The sequence below is a fragment of the Rhodanobacter thiooxydans genome, assembly GCF_021545845.1.
In the GTDB taxonomy this organism is placed as follows: domain Bacteria; phylum Pseudomonadota; class Gammaproteobacteria; order Xanthomonadales; family Rhodanobacteraceae; genus Rhodanobacter.
Window position 1 is genome coordinate 185,947 of the sequence record NZ_CP088923.1, and the last position, 24,299, is coordinate 210,245.

Annotated in this window: 13 protein-coding genes and 2 pseudogenes; 7 read left to right on the plus strand and 8 right to left on the minus strand. The window is 68.1% G+C overall.

What is annotated here, in order from left to right; all coding sequences use genetic code 11:
• Window position 1: 1 nt before the first annotated feature.
• A complete protein-coding gene (locus LRK53_RS00795) occupies window positions 2–1,024 on the minus strand; it encodes an IS110 family RNA-guided transposase (RefSeq protein WP_081666535.1) in 1,023 nt (340 codons plus the stop codon).
• A 558-nt stretch (window positions 1,025–1,582) separates the two neighbouring features.
• Here LRK53_RS00795 and LRK53_RS00800 point away from each other — a divergent pair.
• Window positions 1,583–2,494, plus strand: coding sequence for an IS110 family RNA-guided transposase (locus LRK53_RS00800; RefSeq protein ID WP_235642183.1), 912 nt, complete (start codon window positions 1,583–1,585; stop codon window positions 2,492–2,494).
• Between the two features lie 47 nt (window positions 2,495–2,541).
• Here the strand turns inward: LRK53_RS00800 and LRK53_RS00805 are convergent, their stop codons facing one another.
• On the minus strand, window positions 2,542–3,591 hold the full coding sequence (locus tag LRK53_RS00805) for a LacI family DNA-binding transcriptional regulator (RefSeq protein ID WP_027491625.1): 1,050 nt from the start codon (window positions 3,589–3,591) through the stop codon (window positions 2,542–2,544).
• Window positions 3,592–3,715: 124 nt separating this feature from the next.
• Window positions 3,716–5,002: a sugar MFS transporter gene (locus LRK53_RS00810; protein WP_027491626.1), complete on the minus strand. Its 1,287-nt coding sequence runs from the start codon at window positions 5,000–5,002 to the stop codon at window positions 3,716–3,718.
• A 425-nt stretch (window positions 5,003–5,427) separates the two neighbouring features.
• Here LRK53_RS00810 and glk point away from each other — a divergent pair, with 425 nt between their 5' ends.
• The 4 genes from glk to LRK53_RS00830 all read left to right on the plus strand — a co-directional run bounded on the left by glk (window position 5,428) and on the right by LRK53_RS00830 (window position 13,301).
• Window positions 5,428–6,513 (plus strand): glucokinase, encoded by a 1,086-nt coding sequence (gene glk / locus LRK53_RS00815; protein WP_027491627.1) that lies wholly within the window; start codon window positions 5,428–5,430, stop codon window positions 6,511–6,513.
• A gap of 106 nt (window positions 6,514–6,619) precedes the next feature.
• On the plus strand, window positions 6,620–9,337 hold the full coding sequence (locus LRK53_RS00820) for a TonB-dependent receptor (RefSeq protein ID WP_027491628.1): 2,718 nt from the start codon (window positions 6,620–6,622) through the stop codon (window positions 9,335–9,337).
• A 369-nt stretch (window positions 9,338–9,706) separates the two neighbouring features.
• Window positions 9,707–12,010: a beta-N-acetylhexosaminidase gene (locus LRK53_RS00825; protein WP_027491692.1), complete on the plus strand. Its 2,304-nt coding sequence runs from the start codon at window positions 9,707–9,709 to the stop codon at window positions 12,008–12,010.
• A 229-nt stretch (window positions 12,011–12,239) separates the two neighbouring features.
• A complete protein-coding gene (locus tag LRK53_RS00830; protein ID WP_027491691.1) occupies window positions 12,240–13,301 on the plus strand; it encodes an acyltransferase family protein in 1,062 nt (353 codons plus the stop codon).
• On the opposite strand, the gene LRK53_RS19185 is transcribed toward LRK53_RS00830, so the two are convergent.
• The 5 genes and pseudogenes from LRK53_RS19185 to LRK53_RS19355 all read right to left on the minus strand — a co-directional run.
• A complete protein-coding gene (locus LRK53_RS19185) occupies window positions 13,298–13,432 on the minus strand; it encodes a hypothetical protein (RefSeq protein ID WP_255324818.1) in 135 nt (44 codons plus the stop codon). The two genes, LRK53_RS00830 and LRK53_RS19185, sit on opposite strands and share 4 nt — an antisense overlap.
• Window positions 13,433–13,457: 25 nt before the next feature.
• Window positions 13,458–14,894: an Lhr family helicase gene (locus LRK53_RS00835; protein WP_338109834.1), complete on the minus strand. Its 1,437-nt coding sequence runs from the start codon at window positions 14,892–14,894 to the stop codon at window positions 13,458–13,460.
• 83 nt (window positions 14,895–14,977) lie between these two features.
• Entirely contained in the window at window positions 14,978–16,000 is a 1,023-nt protein-coding gene (locus tag LRK53_RS00840; protein ID WP_081666535.1) for an IS110 family RNA-guided transposase, read from the minus strand.
• 343 nt (window positions 16,001–16,343) lie between these two features.
• Window positions 16,344–18,548 (minus strand): annotated as a pseudogene (locus LRK53_RS19350) (DEAD/DEAH box helicase); the annotation flags it as partial.
• 291 nt (window positions 18,549–18,839) lie between these two features.
• Window positions 18,840–19,436: pseudogene (locus LRK53_RS19355) on the minus strand (DEAD/DEAH box helicase); the annotation flags it as partial.
• 120 nt (window positions 19,437–19,556) lie between these two features.
• Here LRK53_RS19355 and LRK53_RS00850 point away from each other — a divergent pair.
• Window positions 19,557–21,788, plus strand: a complete 2,232-nt coding sequence (locus LRK53_RS00850; RefSeq protein WP_027493707.1) for a beta-glucosidase family protein — start codon at window positions 19,557–19,559, stop codon at window positions 21,786–21,788.
• 112 nt (window positions 21,789–21,900) lie between these two features.
• Window positions 21,901–24,144 (plus strand): TonB-dependent receptor, encoded by a 2,244-nt coding sequence (locus tag LRK53_RS00855; protein WP_027493706.1) that lies wholly within the window; start codon window positions 21,901–21,903, stop codon window positions 24,142–24,144.
• The last annotated feature ends 155 nt before the right edge of the window (window positions 24,145–24,299 follow it).

Consider the following 24,299-nt stretch of genomic DNA (forward strand, 5'->3'; position numbering starts at 1 on the left):
GTTATGCAAGCGAGCATCCAGGTGATGCGTGCGCAGAGGCAACGAGGCGGTGTCTGGGGTAGTCAGGATCAAACAGCGAGTTGGTATGGATGACGCCCCAGACTAGGTGCAGGAGCTTCCGCATGGCGGCACACACGGTCACGATGGGGAGCTTCCCGCGTGCGAGCAACCGTTCGCAGAAGGCACGAACCACGGGGTTGTGGTTCTTGGCGCAGATGGCGGGAAAGTAGAGTTTGGCGCGCAAGCCGGGGGCACCGGTTTTGGAGATCCGGACCTGTCCCTTGAGCGTGCCCGACTCGCGCCGTGCCGGGTTGAGGCCGGCGAAGGCGACCAGCTTGCCCGGCGCGTCGAAGCGTCGCAGGTCGCCCAGTGCGGCGAGCAGGGAGGCCGACGTGGTCTTGGCGATGCCGGGGATGGACGTCATCAACGCCGCGTCGTAGCGCAGCTGGGGATCCTTGTCGATGTGATTGTTGATGCGCTGCTCCAGCGCCTTGATCTGCTTGCGCAGTTCCTTGAGCGACGCTTCCACCGAGTCGCGTACGGCGTCATTGGCGACGTCGAGTCGGTTCGCTTCCATCCGCTCCATGCCCTTGAGATCGTCCAGCCGTTCGACCAGCGCGCGCAAGGTGCGCTGGGCCGCTGTCGGCGGCATCCACGGCGCCATCGGATGGGTGCCGGCCTGCTGACTGGTGGCGAACTGCGCAATGAGCTTGGCGTCTGTGCGGTCGGTCTTGGTTCGCGTCAGCTGGCTCTTGCCGAAGTACTTTACTTGCGCCGGATTGGCCACGTAGACCGTCTTGCCTTGCTGTACCAGGAAGATGGCCAGTGCCTCGTGATAGATCCCCGTCGCTTCCATGCACACCGCCGCTTCCGGCGCGTGCTTGTCCAACCAGGTCATCAACTCCTGGAAGCCTTCTTCACGATTGGCCACCTTGGCGCGTGTCTGGAATTTGCCCGGCTTGGCCAGACCAACGGCCACATCAAACGTGGCCTTGGCCACATCCACTCCCACAACGTTTGTCATCGCCTTACCTCGCATGGTTTGTTCCGATCACCATGCTCATCCGGCTGATCCTTAGGTGTGCAGGCTCACGCCAGTGGCGGGCCGAGGGTACCGTTCAAACTTCTGGATGAGCGAAATCGGAACCGGGGTGTGCATCTACGTCACGGGCTCGAAGCCAAAGGAGCGCATCGGCATCACCCGGTTCCCCCGATGATCAGTCGGGAATGCTCGACCCTGACAGGTCGGACATCAAGACCTAAGGAGCGCACCCTGTGCGCGATGTTCTTCGTCACGTGACCGAAAAGCATCGCGCACAGGGTGCGCTTGTATGTTTGGTCCCGGCAAGCGAGAAAGAGCTTGCCGGGGTGGAGGGACCAGGTTCGCATCTGGCCAAAGGCACAGACGGTAGGAGACTTCGTCTCGCCCCTCACCACCAGCGCCAATAAGGAATCTATCGGCCTTTGGGACCGACGATTTGTGGCAAGCCAGCGCAGGTGAGTTCCCGGCAAGCGCCCTGAAAGCTACCCGGGAGAACCCCTCATGGCAATGCATGTTGAAGCTCGATTGATTGGCGCCGATGTGGCCAAGGCGGAGCTGGTGATTCGCCAGTCCTGGTCGTCGGATGTGGTGAAGTTGAGCAATGAACGCAAGGCGATCGACCGCTACCTCAAGACGCTGGCCGGCCCCGTGTGCCTGGCGGTGGAAGCGACCAACGTCTTTCACGTCCTGCTGGTCGAGCGGGCTCACGCGTTGGGGCATTCGATCTACGTGATTGATGGCCTGCGGCTGAAGCGCTACCGCGAAAGCATCGGCGGACGAGCCAAGACCGATGCGTCGGACGCCGCCTTGCTATTGCGCTACCTCACGCATGAAAAGAGCGATCTGCGGGCGTGGACCCCGCCGCCAGCGGGCTATGCCACGGTCCAGCGTCTACTGCGCCGTCGCGCCGTGCTGGTTCAGGCACAAACGACCTTGCGTCAGAGCCTGCAATGCCTGCCGGAGCTAAAGACCTCCACGCGCGCCATGCTGGCCAAGATGGCCCACCTGCAGCACCTCATCGACCAACGCGTGCAGAAGGCACTGCTGCATCAAGGCTGGAACGCCGACGCACGACGCTGTGAGGGGATCGAGGGGATCGGCCCCGTCACCGCCGCCGCCCTGACCCTGATCTTCCACCGCGGCGCCTTCAAGAGCGCCGATGCCTACATCGCCTTCATCGGCATGGACGTCCGTGTCCGCGAGTCAGGCACCTTCAGCGGACGACGCAAGCTGACCAAGAAAGGGGACCCGGAACTGCGCCGGTTGCTTTACATGGCCGCCATGACCGCTTGTCGATCGTCCACCTGGAAACCCTTCTACGAGCGTGCCATGGCACGTGGCTTGACCCGCATCCAGGCGCTGGTCGCGCTCGGACGCAAACTCGCACGTATCGCCTTCGCGCTGCTCAAAAACCAGTCCAACTACCGCGCCAAGGCGCATCAGATGGCTTGACCAACAACATAGAATCTCCTACGAATCGAATGTACGGCGCAATGCGCTCAGCGCCGAGACGGCACCGTGTGCCGCGGCGCGGTGGAGCCGCGCACCACCAATTCCGGGCTGAAGCCTTCGTTGCGGCTGACCGGTGGCTCGCCGTTGGCCGCGCGCTGCAGGTCGCCGATCAGCCGCTGCGCGGCGTGCCGCGCGATGTCCTCAGTGGCCTGGCGGGCGGTGGTCAGCGCGGGCCACGACTGCTTGGAGAACGGGCTGTCCTCGAAGCCGGCGATGGAGAGTTCGTACGGCACGTTGATGCCGTCCGAGTGCGCCGCCGCCAGCACGCCGGCCGCGATCTCGTCGTTGGAGCCGAAGATCGCGCTGGGCCGCTCCTTCAGCGCCAGCAGCTTGCGCGCGCCGCGGAAGCCGTCGTCGAAGGTATAGTCGCCGGGCACGATCAGCTTGCGGTCGAGCGCGATGCCGTAGTCCTTCAGCGCGTCTTCGTAGCCCTGGTAGCGTTCCAGGCTGGAGTGGTGTTCGCGGCCGCCCCACAGGAAGCCGATGCGCTGGTGGCCGAGCTGGATCAGGTGTTCAGTGATCGCGTAGGCCGCGTCGCGGTCGTCGACGTAGACGCACGGGTGGCCGTCCTGCGGGTCCTTGCGCGCCGAGATGATGCGGATGAACGGGACCTGCGCCTGGCTCAGCGCCTCGATCAGCGCCGGCTGCTCGGACATCGGCGGCGCCAGCACCAGCCCGGCCAGGCGCGAACGCTGCGCCAGTTCGCGCAGCTCGTCGGCCAGCTTTGGCGAGGAAGAGTCGCAGGGGTGGATCTGCAGGCCGTAGCCGCTGGCGCGGCAGGCGGCCAGCACACCGTGCTGCAGGTTGATCACGTAGTGCGCGTTCGGGTTGTCGTAGACCAGCCCGATTGCGTAGGCGCGGGTGCTGCGCAGGCTGCGCGCGGAGGGGTCGGGCCGGTAGCCGAGCGCGTCGATCTCGCGCTGCACCTTCGCCCGCGTGCGGGGGTGCACCGACGGCTCGTTGTTGATCACCCGCGAGACCGTCTTTAGCGAGACGCCCGCACGTTCCGCGACATCCTTGATGGTGGCGCTGCGCACCCGCTGAACCTCGTGGATCGAAAGGACTGGTCGCCGGTCGCGCCATGGTGCCGGTGGCGCCGCACGCGTCGGCGCGGCGGCGTGAGCATCCTAGCTTATGGCCGGGCGGTAGCGAACTCCTGTCTCACGCTGTCCGCTGCTGGCCGACCCGGTGGCCGGCCAGCCCGTAATACAGGATGTACAGGTAGCACGGCACCACCAGCGCGGTGAAGGCGAGCTGGAAGTCGACGTGCTGCTTCAGGTGCACGAACAGCTGCGGCACCACCGCGCCGCCGGCGATGCCCATGATCAGCAGCGCCGAGCCGGCCTCGGTGTGGCGGCCTAGCCCATTGATCGCCAGCGGGAAGATCGCCGGCCACATCATCGCGTTGGCAAAACCCAGCGCCGCCACGAACGCCACCGACACGTAGCCGTGGGTCAGCCAGGCGCCGATCGCAAGGACGACGCCCAGCACGGCCGATAGCGCCAGGTAGCGCTGCTGCGTGATGAAGCGCGGGATCAGCGCCAGCCCGGCCAGGTAGCCGGCCAGCATGGCGAGCAGCGTGTACGAGGTGAAGTGCTTGGTGGCGTCCGGCGGCAGGCCGAAACCCTGGCCGTAGGTGCCGATCGCGTCGCCGGCCATCACTTCCACGCCCACGTAGAGGAACAGGCACAGCACGCCCAGCCACAGGTGCGGGAAGCTGAAGATGCTGCCGCTGCGGTGGCCGATCGCCTGCTCGCTGTTGGCGCCAGCGGGCCTGATCTCCGGCAGCGAGGAGCGCGCGATCCAGATCGCCAGCACCACCAGCAGGCCCGCCATCACCATGTACGGCAGGTGCACCTTGCCGGCGAACGCGTTGAGCAGGGCCTCGCGCGCCTGCGGCGTCGGCGCCGACTCGACCTGCTGGCCGAAGGTGCCGATGCCGCTGAGCACCAGCGCGCCGAACACGAACGGGGCGATCGCGCCGGCCAGCTTGTTGCAGATGCCCATGAAGGCGATGCGCTGCGCCGCGCTGTCGATCGGCCCCAGGATGCTGATGTAGGGATTGGACGCGGTCTGCAGCAGCGACAGCCCGGCGCCGATCACGAACAACCCGGTCAGCGCGCCCGGGTACAGGCGCATGGTGGCGAACTGGCCGAACAGCACCGCGCCGAGCGCCATCACGAACAGGCCGAGCGCCATGCCCTTCTTCATGCCGGTGCGGCGCAGCACCGCGGACGACGGCAGCGCCAGGAAGAAATACGACAGGTAGAACGCCATCGGCACCAGGAACGCGTTCACGTCGTCGAGATCGAACGCCAGCTTGACGAAAGTGATCAGTGGCCCGTTGAGCCAGGTGACGAAGCCGAAGATGAAGAACAGCAGGCCGATCACCAGCATCGGGCCGAGATGGGTGCGTTCGGACGGCGCTGCCGCCAGCGTGGTTGCCATGGATGGTTCTCCCCGGAGTCGCCGTGCCGCCCGGTCGGCTGACCGGGGCAGGCAGGAATGTCCCTTTAATTGCCGAAAAGTGCAACGTTGTCAATAAATCCATCCGGTATGGCTGCAGGCAGGTGCTCGTGCCTGTGCCGTCCGGACGGTCATGTGGAGTCGTCGTCGCGGCGCTGCAGCAAGCTACCTTGCTGTCGCACTTTCATGCGCTTCCGCGCCATACGAAGCCATTTACATGGCTTCATCACGGATGGATCAAGAGTGTCGTGACAGTTATATTGCGTCGCCGCATCGTGCGTTCAAAAATTTGTCGCCAGTCCGGTTGACAACGTTGTCATTCTGACAGCAGACTCCGCCCGAATCAGGCCGTACCGGTTCGCGTCAACGTGTCCGGGTCGGGCCATCGCCAGCTACGGGAGAGGGCAGTGGGGGAAGTCGCGAACCAGCGTCATGCAGCGGCGGTTGCCGACGCGTCGGCGTCGGGCGGGCCTGGCGCCGGGCCGGATCGGCAGCCGCCGTTCCTGGCCGCCGACGTCGGCGGCACGCATGCGCGCATCGGCCTGGTCGTCGGCAACACGGCCGGTCCCCACCCGGTCAGCGTGCTGCACTACCACCGCTACAGCTGCGCCGACTGGCCCGGCCTGGCCGCGATGCTGCAGGACTTCGTCGACCAGCTGGCCAGCACGCCGTACGCGGCGCTGCGCGGTGGGCTGCGTCACTGCGCGGTGGCCTGCGCCGGCTACGTGCTGGACGACGCGATCGTCAACGGCAACCTGCCGTGGCCGGTGTCGATCCGCGAGATCCGCGACGGCCTCGGCATCCGTCAACTAGCGGTGATCAATGATTTCGAGGCGGTCGCCTACGCCACCCAGTTCATCGCCGCCGACGAGACGCGGCCGATCATCGAGGCCGCGCAACCGGCGGCCAGCGGGCCGGCGTTGGTGATGGGGCCGGGCACCGGGCTGGGTTCGGCGGTGCTGCTGCCGGGCCACCCGCGCGCGCAGGTGCTGGCCACCGAGGCCGGCCAGGTCTCGCTGGCGCCGGGCAACGAGCGCGAGATCGAGATCCTGCGCCTGTTCCGCCGCGAGCATGCGCACGTGTCGTTCGAGGATGCGCTGTCCGGCCCGGGCCTGCTGAAGCTCTACGGCGCGCTGTGCGAACTGCGCGGCAGCCCAGCGCGCCTGCTGACCCCGGCCGAGGTCACCGGCGCCGCATTGGCGGGCAGCGATGCCGCCGCGATGGAGGCGCTGGAAGTGTTCTGCGGCCTGCTCGGCAGCTTCGTCGGCGACCTGGTGCTGCTGTACGGCGCCCGCGGCGGGGTCTACCTGGCCGGCGGCATCCTGCCGCAGATCCTGCCGTTCCTGCGCGCCAGCCGCTTCGCCGAACGCTACTTCAACAAGGGCGTGATGCGCGCCTACCTGCAACAGGTTCCAGTACGACTGATCGAGCACGGCCAGCTTGGTGTCATCGGCGCCGCAAGCTGGTTTCTGGATGAACGCCCGGGAGCATGAGAGGGGCACCGTCCGGCGACACGGCGCCAAGCCAAACCACCACACAACGTCCGCGACCGTCGTCATGCCGGTCTTGATTCGAGCCAGCCTCTGAGGGGAGGAGATCATGAACTACCGCAAGACATTGCTAGCCGCGAGCATCATCGCCAGCCTGTGCGTATCCGGCGCGTTGTACGCGCAGGATGCCGCGCAGAGCAGCGCCACCACCGCACAGAGCCGCGCCGACAAGGCCAAGGCGAAGGAGCTTGCCACCGTCACCGTGGTCGGCATCCGCAACAGCGAGGCCGAGTCGCTGGCTCTGAAGAAGGACGCCGCCTCGCACGTCGAGGTGGTCACCGCCGAGGACATCGGCAAGCTGCCGGCCAAGAACGTGGCCGACACGCTGCAACGGCTGCCCGGCGTCAACATCAGCTCGTCCAGCGCCAGCGAGGGCGGCTTCGACGAAAGCGATCGCGTCAGCCTGCGCGGTACCGCACCCAGCCTTACCCAGACCCTGGTCAACGGCCACAGTGTGGGCACCGGTGACTGGTTCGTGCTGAGCCAGGTGCAGACCGTGGGCCGCAGCGTGAGCTACACCCTGCTGCCGTCGGAGATCGTCAGCCAGGTGGTGGTGCACAAGACCTCCGAGGCCAGCATCGTCGAGGGCGGCAGCGCCGGCTCGGTCGACATCATCACGCGCAAGCCGCTGGAGTTCGCCAAGCCGATCACCGCCGAGGCCTCGATCGGCGGCGTGTACTCGGACCTGCCCGGCGACACCAAGCCGCAGTTCAGCGGCCTGTTCAACTGGAAGAACGACGCCAACACCGTCGGCGTGCTGGTGCAGGGCTTCTACGAGAAGCGCAGCCTGCAGCGCAACGGCCAGGAAGTGGTGGGCGGCTACGTGCCCACCACGGTCGGCGGCAAAACGGTGTATTACCCCAACGAGATCGGCGCGGTGCTGTTCACCCAGGAGCGCGAGCGCAAGGGCGGCGTGATCGACTTCCAGGTCAGGCCGACCGACAACCTCACGCTCGACCTCAGCGGCTTCTACTCCAAGCTCAAGGCCGACAACTACAACCGCAACTACATGATGTGGGCCAGCAGTGCGCTGGCCAACGGCGGCGTGCTGACCGCCAATTCGACCAACAACAACGTGGTCACCAGCGGCTCGATCGCCGGCGGCACCGGCGCGTACGGCGTGTACGACCAGATCTCCCGCCCCGGCGCGTCGTCGGAATCGAAGTACCTCACCCTCGATGCGAACTGGGGCGTCACCGACCACCTCAACCTCAAGGGCCAACTCGGCACCACCCGCGGCACCGGCTCCAGCCCGACCCAGGACGTAATCGAGCTGGGCACCGCCGGCGGCGCCGGCGCCAGCTGGGACATGCGCGGCCTCGGCAAGCCGATCAACTGGACGCTGGGCGGCGACAACAGCTCGCCGTCGGGCATCCTGCCTTCGGCCGGCTGGATCTTCGGCGGCCAGCGCATCAAGGTGAAGGACAAGGAGGACTGGGCGCAGTTCGACGGCGAGCTCAGCTTCGACAACGACGCGTTCACCTCGCTGCAGTTCGGCGCCCGTTACGCCAAGCACACGCGGCAGAATCCGTTCGAGATCGCGCAGGGGCCGAACTGGTCCTCCGACTGGCAGAACCCGGCCGCTTACCCGACCGCCACCTACAGCCGCTATCCGGGCGGCTTCAACAGCTCGCTCAGCGGCAGCTTCCCCGGCCCGATCTGGTTCTGGACGCCGGCCCAGCTGGCGCAGATCGACGGCAAGTTCGCCAACCGCGACCCGGTCGGGCGCTTCTACTTCAACGACATCTACAAGGTCAAAGAGAAGGATTCGGCCGCCTACCTGCAGCTGAACTTCGAGTCCGGCATCGCCAGCGGCAACATCGGCGTGCGCTACGTGAAGACCAAGGAGGACATCGGCTACAGCAGCACTGCGCCCGACGCCGCGGCCAGCATGGTCACCGGCCCGATCACCGGCTCGGCGTTCGGCGACTACTACTGGAACACCTACCGGCACAGCTACGACAAGTTCCTGCCCAGCGCCAACCTCAAGCTCGCCGTGCGCGACGACCTGCTGCTGCGCTTCGCCGCGTCGCAGACGATGACCCGTCCGGACTACTCGGCGCTGGCCGGCTCGGTGTCGGCCGACGACCTCACCCACACCGGCAGCGGCGGCAATCCGCAGCTCAGGCCGCTGGTGTCGAGCAACTTCGATGCCGCGGTGGAATGGTACTTCGCGCCGCGCGGCCTGCTGTCGGGCGGCGTGTACGCGATGAACCTGAAGGACTACGTCAGCTTCGGCAACCAGACGCGCAGCTTCAAGGACATGCCGGCCAGCCAGGCCGCCGGCCACGACGTGTTCTCGAACTACCTGATCAGCGTGCCGACCAACGTCAACGGCCAGGTCCGCGGCGTGGAGCTGAACTACATCCAGCCGATCGGCGACAACTTCGGCGTGCAGGCCAACTACACCTACGCCGACGCACACGCCACCGGCGACAAGCCGCTGCAGGGCGCCTCGAGGAACACCTACAACGTGTCGGGCTACTTCGAGAACAAGCAGTTCAACGCCCGCGTCAGCTACACCTACCGTTCGGCGTTCTATGCCGGCGTGAGCCGTACCGACACCTACTTCCAGCAGGGCATCGGCAACCTCGCGGTGTCGCTGGGCTACCAGCTCAACGACCATATCTCGCTGTCGCTCGACGCGATGAACCTCAACGAGCCGAAGCTGAAGTACTACACGCGGAACGCCACCTACGGAAAGCAGCCGTACGCGTTCTACGACAACGGCCGGCAGTACTACCTGAACCTGCGTTTCAAGCTCTGAGAGGTTGTGATTTTTTCAACCTCTCAGGCCGGCCACGGCGAGGGCATGGCGAGGGCATGGATGCCCGAGTTGAGGCAACGCAGGGAGCGGTTGCCCGATGCCCGAGTGGAGGCAACGCAGGAGCGGTTGCCCGAGGGCCGGGCATAAAACAGTCACGCCAGTGACTGTTTCATGTGAGCGAGTCCGGGCGTGTACCGGACTCGCGACTGAAGAAAACCACAGGAAGTGGTTTTCTTCACAAGCGCTGAGCCGGTTCCACCGCGAGGCGGGCCACGGACGGCTCCGCATCCTCCCCAACCGGGCCCGGTCCCATCTTGCCGGGCCCGTTTTTTTGCTAGCGTGATACACCTGCTGCGACGGAGACTACCGATGACCCGCCGTCTGATCCTGCTCGGCTGCGCGACCCTGATACTGGGCCTCGCCGGCTTCGCCCGGGCCGCCGAGCCGCCGGCTCCCGCCCTGCTGCCGCTGCCGGCGCAACTGCGCGTCGCTGCTGGCAGTTTCACCGTCGACGCGCATACGCCGATCGTGCTCGCCGACGAGGCCGCCTCGACCCGGCGCACCGGCGCGTGGCTGGCCGACCTGGTCGCGCGTACCCGCGGCCTGCACTTGCCGCTGAAGCACGGCCCGGCCACCGCCGGCGCGATCGTGCTGCAACGCGATTCCGCCGCGCCGGTGGCGAACCGCGAAGGCTATGCACTGGATGTCACACCGCAAGGCATCCGGGTCAGCGCGCGCGACGACGCCGGCCTGTTCTACGGCGCGGTGACCCTGTGGCAACTGCTCACGCCCGATGCGAAGCAAGGCGCGGTCGATGTGCCGGCGCTGGCCATTCGCGACCAGCCGCGTTTCGCCTGGCGCGGCCTGATGCTGGATTCCGTGCGGCACTTCCAGACGGTGGAAGAAATCGAGCGCCTGCTCGACCAGATGGCCCAGCACAAGCTCAACACCTTCCACTGGCACCTCACCGACGACCAGGGCTGGCGCATCGAGATCAAGCGCTATCCCAAGCTCACGAAGATTGGCGCATGGCGCACGCCGCCGGATGCCGGGCACGACGGCGAGCCGCGGCGCTACGGTGGTTTCTACACGCAGGCGCAGCTACGCGAAGTGGTCGCGTACGCCGCCGCGCGCCACATCACCGTGGTGCCGGAGATCGACATGCCCGGCCACGCGCAGGCGGCGGTCGCCGCCTATCCGCAGTTCGGCGTCACCGGCCAGCGGCCGCCGGTGTCGACCGACTGGGGCGTCAACCCGTATCTCTACAACGTCGACGACGCCACCTTCGAATTCATCGGCAACGTGCTCGACGAAGTGATGGCGTTGTTCCCCTCGACCTACATCCACGTCGGCGGCGACGAGGCGATCAAGGACCAGTGGCGGGCCTCGCCGGCGGTGCAGGCGAAGATGCATGCGCTGGGCATTACCGGCGAGGACGCGCTGCAGGGCTGGTTCATCGACCGCGTCGGCCAGTACCTCGACCAGCATGGCCGCAAGCTGATCGGCTGGGACGAGATCCTCGACGGCGACAACGTACCGGCCGACGCCACCGTGATGTCCTGGCGCGGCACCGACGGCGCGATCAAGGCGGCGATGATGGGCCACGACGTGGTGATGGCGCCTGCACCGCAGCTGTATTTCGACCACGTGCAGGGCGAGCTCGCCGACGAGTACGCCGGTCGCCTCGGCGTGGAATCGCTGCAGAGCGTGTACGCCTTCCCGACCGTGCCCGCGGTACTGGGCGCGGCACAGGCACGGCACGTGCTGGGCGTGCAGGCCAACGTGTGGACCGAGCACATGCCCGCGTTCGCCCACGTGGAGCACGCCGTGTTCCCGCGGCTGGATGCGCTCAGCGAAGTGGCGTGGTCGCCGCCCGTGGCCAACGGCTGGCCGGGCTTTCTCGCCAGGTTGCCGGCGCAGTTCGCGCGCTACCGCGCGCAGCATATCGCCTACGCCGACAGCGCCTTCGCGGTGGACATCGGCGTGGATCGCAACGTGGCGTTGGCCACCGGCAAGGCCACGGTGACGCTGTCGAATCAGGCGGACTTTGGCCGCATCCGCTACACGCTGGACGGCAGCACGCCCACGCTCGCCTCGCCGCGCTACGACGCGCCGTTCAACGTGGGCCTGCCGAGCACGGTGCGCGCCGCCAGTTACGCCGCCGACGGCAGCCGGCTCGCCGCGCCGCGCGAACGCGTGCTGGATCGCGCGGCCCTGCTGAGCTTTCCCGGCAACACCTTGCCGAACTGCCCCGCCAGTAACTTCCGCCTGCGCCTGCAACCCATGCCCGACGCGGAGAGCGTGCAGCCGGTGTACGCGGTGAACGTGTTCGATGCCTGCCAGGTGTTTCCCGCCACGCTGCTGGATGGCGTCGCCGCGATCCATGTCGAGGCGGCGCGCCTGCCGCGCAACTTCGCGTTGGCGCACGAGCAGAAGCTGGTGGTGTCGCGTCCGCACGCTCCCCCGTTCGGCGAACTGATAGTGCATGCCGACCGATGCGACGGGCCGGTGCTGGCCAGCATGCCGCTGCCCGATCCGGCGCACAGCGCCCGCAACTTCATATTGACCGCAAAACTGCCGATACAGCAGGGCGAGCACGCGCTGTGTCTGATCTACATCGCGCCAATCGACGGACCGTTGTACGCGTTGGGCCACGTGGCGTTGACGCCATGAGTCCCGTCCTGCGAACCCCACCCCAGCCCTCCCCTGCTGCGCAGGGGAGGGCTGGGGTGGGGTTCGCTCTTGATCTTCTCGGCGACCCTGCGCTACCCCCTCCCTGCCTGCATTCGGGCCATCCATGGCCCTCACCCTGCGGGCGGCTGGCGCCGTGCAAATCGGCAGTCCTGCCGATTTGTCCCCTTGCAGGGGGAGGTATTTCGGCGTTTTTGAGCTTTCGTTCTGCATGAAGCGTCTCGCCTCGCTCGACGCCCTGCGCGGCTGCACCGTGGCAGCGATGCTGCTGGTCAACGACCCGGGCGACTGGGAGCATGTCTACTGGCCGCTGGAGCACGCGGCGTGGAACGGCTGCACGCCGACCGACCTGGTGTTTCCGTTCTTCCTGTTCGTGGTCGGCGTGTCGGTGGCGCTGGCGATCCTGCCGCGGCTGGAGCAGGGCGCTTCGCCGTCCGCGCTGAGCCGCGCCGCGATGTGGCGCGCGCTGCGCATCCTCGCGCTCGGCGTGGCGATCAGTCTGCTGGCGGCGTGGTGGCTGCCGCAGGCACATCTGCGATTCCCCGGCGTGCTGCAGCGGATCGCGCTGTGCTTCGTCGGCGTGGCGCTGTTCGCGATCTATACGAAACCGCGCACGCAGTGGTGGGCGATCGCGGCGCTGCTGCTCGGTTACCGGGGTTTGCTCCTGCTCAGTGGATCGCTGGAGCCGTGGACGAACATCGTCAGTCGCGTCGACAGTGCGGTGTTCGGCCGCTTCGTCTACCTGATCGATCCGGCGACCGGCCGCGGCCACGATCCGGAAGGCCTGCTCAGCACACTCCCCTCGCTGGCCGGCACCCTGCTTGGCTTGCGCGCTGGATGCTGGCTGCGCGAGGAAAAGAACGGACGCCTGCTGTTCGCCGGCATGTTGTCGCTGCTGCTCGGCGCGCTGTGGTCGCCGTGGCTGCCGTTCAACAAGAACCTGTGGACGCCCTCGTTCGTGCTGTGGACCACCGGCTGGGCCACGCTGGCGCTGCTGACGTTCCACATGCTGATCGACCGGCGCGGCTGGCCGGCATGGGGACGGCGCTTCGGCGTCAACGCGATCGCCGCCTATGCCGGTTCCGAACTGATGCAGATCGCGCTGCCCGCGCTGGGCTGGCAGGAGCCGCTCTACCAGCACCTGTTCGCCCGCTGGATGACGCCGCGCTTCGGCCCGTACGTGCCGTCGCTGGCCTTCGCGGTGGTGTTCGTGGCGTTGTGGTGGCTGATCGTGTGGGCGATGGATCGGCGACGTATCCATCTCAAGCTCTAGCGACGTCCGCGTAGCGCCTTGACGAACAGGGCCATCGACAGCAAGCCCAGCAGCAGGCCGGCACCGGCGTCCCACAAGGCGCCGTTGTTGCCGGCGAACAGGTAGCCGACGCCGAATCCCAGCGGAAACAACAGCAGGACCGGCAGGCAACCCGTGTCAGCGGGCGATGGCCGAGCTTTCCGGCAGCGAGGGCGGGTGGCGCAGCAGCGCGTGCTTCGCCAGCTGGGTGTCGGCGAGGGAGAGCTCGATCAACGGCGTCGGCTTGCCGGCGACGAGCGCGGCGATCGGCATGCCGTCGCGGTATAGCACGCGCGCGCCGGCCAGTGCCGGCACCTTGTCGCCGGCCAGCACGGTGCCGACCAGGTTCAGCGGATCGCAGCCGCTGAGGCAGACCAGTTCGCCGTCGTCCGCGCGCGAGCGCACCGCGCGCAGCGGCGCGATCGCCTCGGGCAGGGCGAACTGCTCGCCGACCAGGCCTTCGACGAAACGGCCGCCGCGGATTTCGCCGCGCGCCTCCAGCCGGTGGTAAACGCGCAGCAACTCACGCCACGACGGCAGCCACGGCGCCTCGCGTTCCAGCAACTTCCAGAACACTACGCCGTAGCGGCGCAGCAGGCTGCGGGCGATGTGTTCGATCGCCTCGGGTTCGGCCTTGCCCGTCGTCGTGCCGCGCGCCAGCGCCCAGCGTCCCGCATCCTCGATGCCGCTGAGCTGGTGCCGACGCAGCCGGCGATGCCGCCCGCCTTCGCGCTTCGCCGCTGGAAGCAGCAGGGCGCGCAGGCCGGCGAAGCTGTCGGCGCTGATCCGGCCGGCGGCGACCAGTTCGCCCAGCGCGTCCTCGAGCTCGGTGCGCAGCAGGCGGGTGTCGGCAAGCAGTTCGTCGAAGAACAGCGCGCCGTGTTCGCGCAACACATCGGCGACGGCCTGGGCGCGCGACGACAGCAGGATTTCCTGCGGGTCGCCCGCGGCCACGGACGTCCAGACGGCCATTCCACGCCGCGGCAAAAGCCCGATCGGCGTGCTGCGCACCGGGCCGCCGCCACCGCCGCTGGCGGTGCGCAGGCGCACCCAGCCGATGCGGCCGGCGCGGCACAGCTCGTCCAGCCAATGGATCGCATAGTCCGCGATGCGCGCCGGCAGCAGCTCGCTCTCCCACGCACCGGCTGCCGCCTCGTAGCCTTCCAGCTGCGCCAGCGTGGCGGCCAGTGCGTCCGGTCCGCTCAGTCGGGTGGCCGCCGACACATGTTGCCAGTCGAACAGGAAGCGCATCAGCGCGCGCCGGCTCACCGGCTCGATCTCGCGGCGCAGCCGGCCGATGGTGTAGCGATGGATGCGCGCCAGCAGGTGGCGTTCGCACCATTCGGTGTCGACGGCATCGGTGCTGAAGCGACCCTGCATCACGTAGCCTTCGGACTGCAGGCGCAGCAGAGCCTGTTCGACCTCGCCCCTATCGATGGCCAATGAGGTGGCCAGGGTATTCGCGGTGACTGGGCCGAGTCCGCCGAGGCGATGGCGCACCAGTTCCAGCACGGCGTCCCCGCGCGACCACGCCTGCGCGGCGTACTCGGCGGGTGCGGCGATCGGCGGCTGCATGGCGGCGGTGGAATGCAGCGTTTGCCACAGCGGCAGGTTCTCCGCGCACGTCCATATCTCTGTAGATACCGTCTCGTTCCGCGTTATGCAAGCGAGCATCCAGGTGATGCGTGCGCAGAGGCAACGAGGCGGTGTCTGGGGTAGTCAGGATCAAACAGCGAGTTGGTATGGATGACGCCCCAGACTAGGTGCAGGAGCTTCCGCATGGCGGCACACACGGTCACGATGGGGAGCTTCCCGCGTGCGAGCAACCGTTCGCAGAAGGCACGAACCACGGGGTTGTGGTTCTTGGCGCAGATGGCGGGAAAGTAGAGTTTGGCGCGCAAGCCGGGGGCACCGGTTTTGGAGATCCGGACCTGTCCCTTGAGCGTGCCCGACTCGCGCCGTGCCGGGTTGAGGCCGGCGAAGGCGACCAGCTTGCCCGGCGCGTCGAAGCGTCGCAGGTCGCCCAGTGCGGCGAGCAGGGAGGCCGACGTGGTCTTGGCGATGCCGGGGATGGACGTCATCAACGCCGCGTCGTAGCGCAGCTGGGGATCCTTGTCGATGTGATTGTTGATGCGCTGCTCCAGCGCCTTGATCTGCTTGCGCAGTTCCTTGAGCGACGCTTCCACCGAGTCGCGTACGGCGTCATTGGCGACGTCGAGTCGGTTCGCTTCCATCCGCTCCATGCCCTTGAGATCGTCCAGCCGTTCGACCAGCGCGCGCAAGGTGCGCTGGGCCGCTGTCGGCGGCATCCACGGCGCCATCGGATGGGTGCCGGCCTGCTGACTGGTGGCGAACTGCGCAATGAGCTTGGCGTCTGTGCGGTCGGTCTTGGTTCGCGTCAGCTGGCTCTTGCCGAAGTACTTTACTTGCGCCGGATTGGCCACGTAGACCGTCTTGCCTTGCTGTACCAGGAAGATGGCCAGTGCCTCGTGATAGATCCCCGTCGCTTCCATGCACACCGCCGCTTCCGGCGCGTGCTTGTCCAACCAGGTCATCAACTCCTGGAAGCCTTCTTCACGATTGGCCACCTTGGCGCGTGTCTGGAATTTGCCCGGCTTGGCCAGACCAACGGCCACATCAAACGTGGCCTTGGCCACATCCACTCCCACAACGTTTGTCATCGCCTTACCTCGCATGGTTTGTTCCGATCACCATGCTCATCCGGCTGATCCTTAGGTGTGCAGGCTCACGCCAGTGGCGGGCCGAGGGTACCGTTCAAACTTCTGGATGAGCGAAATCGGAACCGGGGTGTGCATCTACGTCACGGGCTCGAAGCCAAAGGAGCGCATCGGCATCACCCGGTTCCCCCGATGATCAGTCGGGAATGCTCGACCCTGACAGGTCGGACATCAAGACCTAAGGAGCGCACCCCCGGATCGAGTCCGGGGCAGGCTCGGTGCGCGATCGCTCTTCGTCACCAGGCGGAGAAGCATCGCGCACAGAGTGTGCTCCTACAGTGAGGCGGGTCGCTCGCTTTGCCTTGGCGAGCGCCTGCAGTCGCTCGTCCCAGCCGCGGTTGGCGTCGACTTCCGTGAGGGTGACGAAGCCCAGCAAGGTCAGCGCCTCGTGCATTTCGTCGGCATCGCGCGCCTGCGGCCAGGCTTCCGCGCGCACCGCGGCGATCGTCTCCGGGTCGAGCCGGCCGAGGTCGTCGCCGCTGTCGGCGCCGTTCCAGCGGCGCGTCTGTACCGCCTGGGTGCGGCGCTCCTCCAGTGGTGCGTCGTCGAGGAACGCGTACGGTGCGGCGTTCAATACTTCGGCGGCCAGCGGGCTGGGCGCGGTGAGGTCACGCGCCACGATGGCGATCTCGTCGGCCTCCAGCTTGCGCAGGATCGCCAGCAGGCCGTCCACGTCCATCGCCTCGCGCAGGCAGTCGTGCAGGGTCTGGTTGACCAGCGGGTGGTCCGGCACCTCGCGCTCGCCCACGATGTTCTCCAGGCAGGCGACCTGGTCGGGGAACACTGCGGCGAGCAGGTCCTCGCTCTTCATGCGCTGCAGCGGCGGCGGGGTCTTCTTGCCGCCGGTGAAGCGCGGCAACGCCAGCGCGGTCACCGCATTCCAGCGCCAGCGCGCGGGAAACAGCGGGGCATCGAGCAGGGCCTGCACCAGCACGTGCTCGGCGCTGTTCGAGTGCAGGTAGTGCGCCACTTCCTCCAGTGGGAAACTGTGGCTGGTGGACAGCGACAGCACGATCGCGTCCTCGGTCGCCGCCGCCTGCAGTTCGAAGTTGAACTGGCGGCAGAAGCGCTTGCGCAGCGCCAGCCCCCAGGCGCGGTTGATGCGGCTGCCCCAGGGCGTGTGGATCACCAGCTGGGTGCCGCCAGATTCGTCGAAGAAACGCTCCAGCACCAGGGTGTGCTGGCTGGGCAGCACGCCGAGTGCGGCCTTGGCGCGGACGAGGTAATCGACGAGTTGCTGGGCGGCGGCTTCGGCCAGGCCGAGTTCGTCGCGCAGCCATGCGAGCGCGCGGGCGTTGCTCCCCTCTCCCTGCGGGAGAGGGGCTGGGGGTGAGGGTACGCCCGGAGCATGGGGGTTAATGGCTTCGCCCGTACCCTCACCCCAACCCCTCTCCCGCAGGGAGAGGGGCTCAGGCTCAAGTAGTGCGGAAATCTCCTCGCGCAGCCGCGACACGCCGAACGACAATTCGTCGCTGCGCCCCGGCGCCTCGCCCAGCCAGAACGGGATGCTCGGCGGCGCACCGTGCGCGTCCTCCACGCGCAGCCGGTCGCGCTCGACGCGCTGGATGCGGTAGCTGGCGTTGCCGAGCTGGAAGATGTCGCCGGCCATGCTCTCGACCGCGAAATCCTCGTTCACCGTGCCCACGATGATCGCCTGCGGCTCCAGCACCACCTTGTAGTCGGCGGTGTCGGGGATGGTCCCGCCGGAGGTCAGCGCGGTGAGCCGCGCGCTGCGCCGCGGGCGCAGCTGGCGGTTCACCGCGTCGCGATGGATGTAGGCCGCGCGCGGGCCCTGCCTCGTGGTGAAGCCCTCGGCCAGCATGCGCACCACCGCGTCGAATTCGCTGCGGGCGAGCTTGCGGTAGGGATGCGCGCGGCGCACCAGCGTGTACAGCGCGTCCTCGTCCCACTCGCTGCAGGCCACCTCGGCCACGATCTGCTGGGCCAGCACGTCGAGCGGCTGCGGCGGCATCACCAGTGCGTCCAGTTCGCCGCGGCGCACGCAGTCGAGCAGGGCGGTGCATTCGACCAGGTCGTCGCGGGTGGCCGGGAACAGCCGCGCCTTCGGCGTGCCGTCGATGCTGTGGCCGGAACGGCCGGCGCGCTGCAGGAACGCGGCGATCGAGCGCGGCGAGCCGAGCTGGCAGACCAGGTCGACCTCGCCGATGTCGATGCCCAGCTCCAGCGAGGCGGTGGCCACCAGCACCTTGAGCTCGCCGCGCTTCAATCGCTGCTCGGCGTCCAATCGCAGCTCCTTCGCCAGGCTGCCGTGGTGCGCCGCCACGTGTTCCTTGCCCAGTCGCTCGGACAGGTGCCGAGCGGCGCGCTCGGCCATCCGCCGGGTGTTGACGAAGACCAGGGTGGTGCGGTGCGCGCGCACCAGCTGGGCGAGGCGGTCGTAGACCAGCTCCCAGGCGTCGTTGGACATCACCGCGTCGAGCGGGACGGGCGGAACTTCGATGGCGAGGTCGCGGGGGCGGGTGTGGCCTGTGTTTATGATGGTGACATCGCTTCTTGCGTTCGTCTCCTCTCCCCCGGCTCCAATTTCATTTGGGGGAGAGGATTGAGGTGAGGGGCGGGTGCTCGCGGGGAAGCTACATTGGGTAGCCACCTTGTTGTTGCCTCGCGGCGACCCCGAACCCTCATCCGCCCTGCGGGCACCTTCTCCCGGAGGGAGAAGGGAATGTTGAGCTCCGACTAAAAAGTCGGCAACTTTCTCTATGGGCTTCTGCGTTGCCGACAGCCCGATCCGCAGCAACTGCCGCTGGCACAGCGATTCCAGCCGCTCCAGCGACAGCGCCAGGTGCGAACCGCGCTTGCTGCCGGCGATGGCGTGGATCTCGTCCACGATCACCGTGCGCACGCCGGCAAGCATGGCGCGCCCCGAGGCCGAGCCGAGCAGCACGTACAACGACTCCGGCGTGGTCACCAGGATGTGCGGCGGCAGCTTGCGCAGCAGGTTGCGCTCCGCCTGCGGGGTGTCGCCGGTGCGCACCGCGGTGCGGATCGCCACGTCGGGCAGGCCGAGTTTTTCCAGTTCCGCGCGGATGCCTTCCAGCGGCGCTTCCAGATTGACGTGGATGTCGTTCGACAGCGCCTTCAGCGGCGACACGTACAGCACCGTGGTGGCGTCGGCCAGCGTGCCGCCGTGCGCCACGCCCTCGCGCACCAGTTCGTCGATGGCGGCGAGGAACGCGGTCAGCGTCTTGCCCGAGCCGGTCGGCGCGGCGACCAGGGTGTGCGCTCCGGCGCGGATCGACGGCCACGCGGCGGCCTGCGCCGCGGTAGGTGCGGCGAACGCGCCGCGGAACCAGGCGGCGACGGCAGGATGGAAATCGGCGAGCGAGGGCGACATGATTCTGCGAAAGATGGGTACCATCGGCGCTGCACGCAAGCGCGAAGCGCCGGCTCGTGACGCCAGTGGCTTGCGCTGAAAACGTTACGTTAGCACTCTGCGCGTAGCCGTCAGCCGCCTTCCTTACTTCGCCCGAGGTCGCCCATGTCCCGTCGTCCGCGCCGTCTGTCCGCCTATGCTTTCGCCCTCGCCGTGGTCGCCACTGCCACGGCGGCCGGGGAACCGCCGGCGCGACCCTGGATGAACGCTTCGCTGTCGCCTGATGCGCGCGCCGCGCTGGTGGTGCAGGCGATGAGCCAGGACGAGAAGTTCCAGCTGATCACCACCGCCTACGGCAGCGCCTCCGACGGCAAGCCGGCGCCGGCCTGCGCGCTCGGTTCGGCGGGTTGCACGCCGGCGTTCGCGCGGCTGGGCCTGCCGGCGCTGCAGGAGACCGACGCGGGGCTGGGCGTGGCGCGCCCGCTCAACGCGCACAGCCACGACGTCGCCACGGCGCTGCCGTCCGGCCTGGCCACGGCGGCCAGCTGGGATCCGGCGGTGGCCGAGGCCGGCGGCGCGATGATCGGCCACGAGGCCCACCGCAAGGGCTTCAACGTGCTGCTGGCCGGCGGCGTCAACCTGACCCGCGACCCGCGCAACGGCCGCAACTTCGAGTACGCCGGCGAAGACCCGCTGCTGGCCGGCGTGATGGTCGGCCACACGGTGCGCGGAGTGCAGTCGCAGCACGTGGTGTCCACCGTCAAGCACTACGCCATCAATGACCTGGAAACCGCCCGCAACACGATGAACGCGAAGCTCGATCCGGTCGCCGCGCGCGAATCGGACCTGCGCGCGTTCGAGATCGCGCTGGGCATCGGCGAGCCGGGCTCGGTGATGTGCGCCTACAACCGCGTCAACGGCACCTATGCCTGCGAGAACGCATGGCTGCTCGACCAGGTGCTCAAGCGCGAGTGGGGCTACCAGGGTTTCGTGATGTCCGACTGGGGCGCGGTGCACAGCGCGGCGAAGTCGGCGCTGGCCGGGCTGGACCAGCAATCGGCCGGCGAGACGTTCGACCCGCAGGTGTTCTTCGCCGCGCCGCTGCGTGAGGCGATCGCCAAGGGCGAGGTGCCGCAGGCGCGGCTGGACGACATGGTGCAGCGCATCCTGCGCAGCCTGTTCGCGGTTGGCGCGATCGACCACCCCGCCAAGGCAGCGCCGATCGATTACGCCGCCGACGCGAAGGTGGCGCAGCACGCCGCCGAGGCCGGCGCGGTGTTGCTGCGCAACCAGGATGGCTTGCTGCCGCTGGCGCGCACGCTGAAGTCGGTGGCGGTGATCGGGGCACACGCGGACAAGGGCGTGCTGGCCGGCGGCGGTTCGTCGGCGGTGACCGTGCCGGGTGGCAATGCGGTGCCGGGGCTGGCGCCGACCGTGTGGCCGGGTCCGGTGATGTACCACCCGTCCGCGCCGCTGGCGGCGATCGCCCGCCGTATCGGCGGCAAGGCCAGCTACGCCAGCGGCGAGGACATCGCGGCCGCGGCGAAGCTGGCCGCCTCGTCCGAGGTGGCGGTGGTGTTCGTGCAGCAGTGGGCGGCCGAGTCGTTCGATCGTCCGCACATGGCGCTGGATGGCCAGCAGGACGCACTGGTCGCCGCCGTCGCCAGGGCCAACCTGCACACCGTGGTGGTGCTGGAGAACAACAGCCCGCTGGCGATGCCGTGGCTGGAGCAGACCGCGGCGGTGCTGGAGGCCTGGTACCCCGGCAACGCCGGTGGCGAGGCGATCGCGCGGCTGCTGTTCGGCGAAGTGGATCCGTCCGGTCGGCTGCCGCTCAGCTGGCCGCGCGACGAGTCGCAGCTGCCGCGCCCGGTCATCGCCGGCGCCGGCCTGGCCGCGATCGGCCTGCCGCCGCAGGGCCAGCCCGCCGACACGGTCGACTACGACATCGAGGGCGCCGACGTCGGCTACCGCTGGTTCCAGCGCCGCGGCAGCGAGCCGCTGTTCCCGTTCGGCTACGGCCTCGGCTACACCACCTTCGGCTACGGCCCGCTGACCGTCACCACGGATGCGGCCGGCGTGGTGACCGCGTCATTCGCGGTCACCAATACTGGCAAGCGCGCCGGCGCCGACGTACCGCAGCTCTACGTGCAGCTGCCCGGCGAACAGGTGTCGCGGCTGGTCGGCTGGCAGAAGGTGGCGCTGCAGCCGGGGCAGACGCAACGGGTCCGGCTGGCGCTGCCGGCAGTGCGTTTCGCGCGCTATGACGACCACGGCCACGGCTGGCGCGTCGCCGCCGGCAGCTACCGGCTGCTGCTCGGTCGCTCGTCCGCGCAGATCGAACAGCGCGCGGAACTGCGCCTGCCGGCGGTGTTCCCCGCCGGCGCACAGCGCTGACCGGCCGGCATTTCGCTTTCACAACGAAGTCGGCTGTATGACAATACGGCGACGACACGCGCCGGCGGGGACCGGTCGCGGCGTCCTCCCTCCCGCCATCCAAGGACCGACCATGCACGCCGCCACTTCGTTGCGTCTCGCCGTACTCGCTGCCTGCATTGCCGCCGCGCTGCCGCTGGACGCCGCCATGGCGCAGCAAGCCGCGCCGACCAAATCGCCGCCCGCCAAGACCACCGAACTGCAGACGGTCAACGTCACCGCCTCGAAGCGGGTGGAGAACATGCAGAAGGTGCCGATGGCGCTGACCGTGCTGACGCCGGACAAGCTGGAGGCGTTCGGCCAGTCCGGCGACACCGTGCTGCAGCTCGCCTCGCGCGCACCCAGCGTGTACGCCGAGACCTCCTACGGCCGCGAGTTCCCGCGTTTCTACATCCGCGGTCTGGGCAACAGCGACTTCGACCTGAACGCCTCGCAGCCGGTGTCGATGGTGTACGACGACGTCGTGCAGGAGAACCCGATCCTGAAGGGCTTCCCGTTGTTCGACCTGGCCCAGGTCGAAGTGCTGCGCGGCCCGCAAGGCACTCTGTTCGGGCGCAACTCGCCGGCCGGCGTGATCAAGTTCGAGTCGGTGCGGCCCAGCCAGGAAACCAGCGGCTACGCCCGCGTTTCGTACGGCTCGCTCGGCACCGCCAACGCCGAGGCCGCGCTGGGCGGCGCGCTGGGCAGGCACTGGTCCGGCCGCATCTCCGTGCTGGCGCAGCACCGCGACGGCTGGATCGACAACACCTTCACCGGCCGGAAGGACGCGCTGGGCGGCTACAACGACCGCGCCGTGCGGCTGCAGGTGTTGTACGAGAACGACGGCTTCAGCGCGCTGCTCAACGGCCACGCGCGCTGGCTGGACGGCAGCGCGATGGTCAACCGCGCCAATGCGATCGAGCTGGGCAGCCCCAGCTTCGTGCCCGGCTTCGACCGCGACAAGGTGGCGCAGGACGGCCGCAACAAGCAGCACCTGTTCAGCTGGGGCAGCAACCTGCACCTGGCGTGGAACCTGGGCGGCCTGACCTTCACCTCGATCACCGGGCTGGAGCGCGCCACCACCTACAGTCTCGGCGACGTCGACGGCGGCTATGGCGCGGTGTTCCATCAGCCGATGGGGCCTGGCTTCATCCCGTTCCCGGTCGAGACCGCCGACGCGCTGCCGCGCGACCGTCAGATCACCCAGGAATTCCGCCTGGCCAGCAACGGCCAGGACAAGCTCAACTGGCAGGTCGGCGCGTATTACTTCGACGAAGACATCGCGATCAGCAACTTCGACTACGCCACCTTCAACAACCACGCGCTGGACGGCTACGCCAGGCAGACCCAGCGCACCAAGGCGTGGGCGCTGTTCGGCTCGGCCAACTACCAGCTCGCCGACGACTTCGAGCTGCGTGCCGGCGCGCGCTGGTCGCATGACTCGCGCGACTTCAAGGTGGACCGCGTGCTGTCGCCGATCGGCGGCGGCCCGTTGCGGCAGACTGCGCAGCCGCACGACGCGCGCTGGAGCGGCGACCTCACCGGCACCTGGACGCTGAATCCGAACGTCAACGTCTACGCGCGTGTCGCCAACGGCTTCCGCGCACCGAGCGTGCAGGGCCGCGTGCTGTTCGCCGACTTCATCTCGCAGGCCAGGCCCGAGACGATCACCAGCTACGAGCTGGGCGTGAAGACCACCGGCATGGACAACCACGTGCGCTTCAACGCGGATGTCTACAGCTACAACATGCACAACCAGCAGCTCACCGCGGTCGGCGGCGACATCAACGTCACCCGCCTGATCAACGCGAAGAAGACCCAGGGCTACGGCGCCGAGTTCGACCTGGAGGCCTACCTCACCCCGAACTTCGTGCTCACCGCTGGCGGCAGCTACAACTTCACCAAGCTGAAGGACCCGGGCCTGGCGGTGGCGGTGTGCGGCTCCGGCTGCACCGTGCTCGACCCGCTCAACGCCGCGGGCAACGCGCTGGTCGACGGCAACACCCTGCCGAATGCGCCGGAGTGGATCGGCACCCTCACCGCGCGCTACGGCATCCCGTACGGCGACGGCGGCGAGTTCTTCGTCTACACCGACTGGAACTACCGCAGCGAAGTGAACTTCTTCCTGTACGACTCGGCCGAGTTCAAGGGCAAGGCGCTGCTGGAAGGCGGCGTGCGGCTGGGCTACAACTGGGACTACGGTCGCCGCGAGGTCGCCCTGTACGGCCGCAACATCACCGACAAGCGGGCGATCACCGGCGCGATCGACTTCAACAACCGCACCGCGTTCGTCAACGACCCGCGCGTGATCGGCGTAGAGTTCCGCGCCGAGCTGTAAATCGGGTGCGCCGATGCCCCGTCGCGCGACGGGGCATCGGCATCCCGCCCGCGGCCGCCATGCAAGCGGCGCGCGGCCATGCCAAGATGCAGGCCGGCCGCTGCTGCGAGGATGCCGAGGGGAGTCCGCTGGCGGTGCCCCGGTGCAAGGGAAAT

Bases quoted from the DNA above. Each gene is read 5' to 3' on its own strand.
- LRK53_RS00795 (WP_081666535.1), bottom strand. From the start codon at position 1,024: ATGACAAACGTTGTGGGAGTGGATGTGGCCAAGGCCACGTTTGATGTG.
- LRK53_RS00810 (WP_027491626.1), bottom strand. From the start codon at position 5,002: ATGGCAACCACGCTGGCGGCAGCGCCGTCCGAACGCACCCATCTCGGC.
- LRK53_RS00820 (WP_027491628.1), top strand. From the start codon at position 6,620: ATGAACTACCGCAAGACATTGCTAGCCGCGAGCATCATCGCCAGCCTG.
- LRK53_RS00825 (WP_027491692.1), top strand. From the start codon at position 9,707: ATGACCCGCCGTCTGATCCTGCTCGGCTGCGCGACCCTGATACTGGGC.
- LRK53_RS00830 (WP_027491691.1), top strand. From the start codon at position 12,240: ATGAAGCGTCTCGCCTCGCTCGACGCCCTGCGCGGCTGCACCGTGGCA.
- LRK53_RS00835 (WP_338109834.1), bottom strand. From the start codon at position 14,894: ATGCAGCCGCCGATCGCCGCACCCGCCGAGTACGCCGCGCAGGCGTGG.
- LRK53_RS00840 (WP_081666535.1), bottom strand. From the start codon at position 16,000: ATGACAAACGTTGTGGGAGTGGATGTGGCCAAGGCCACGTTTGATGTG.
- LRK53_RS00850 (WP_027493707.1), top strand. From the start codon at position 19,557: ATGTCCCGTCGTCCGCGCCGTCTGTCCGCCTATGCTTTCGCCCTCGCC.
- LRK53_RS00855 (WP_027493706.1), top strand. From the start codon at position 21,901: ATGCACGCCGCCACTTCGTTGCGTCTCGCCGTACTCGCTGCCTGCATT.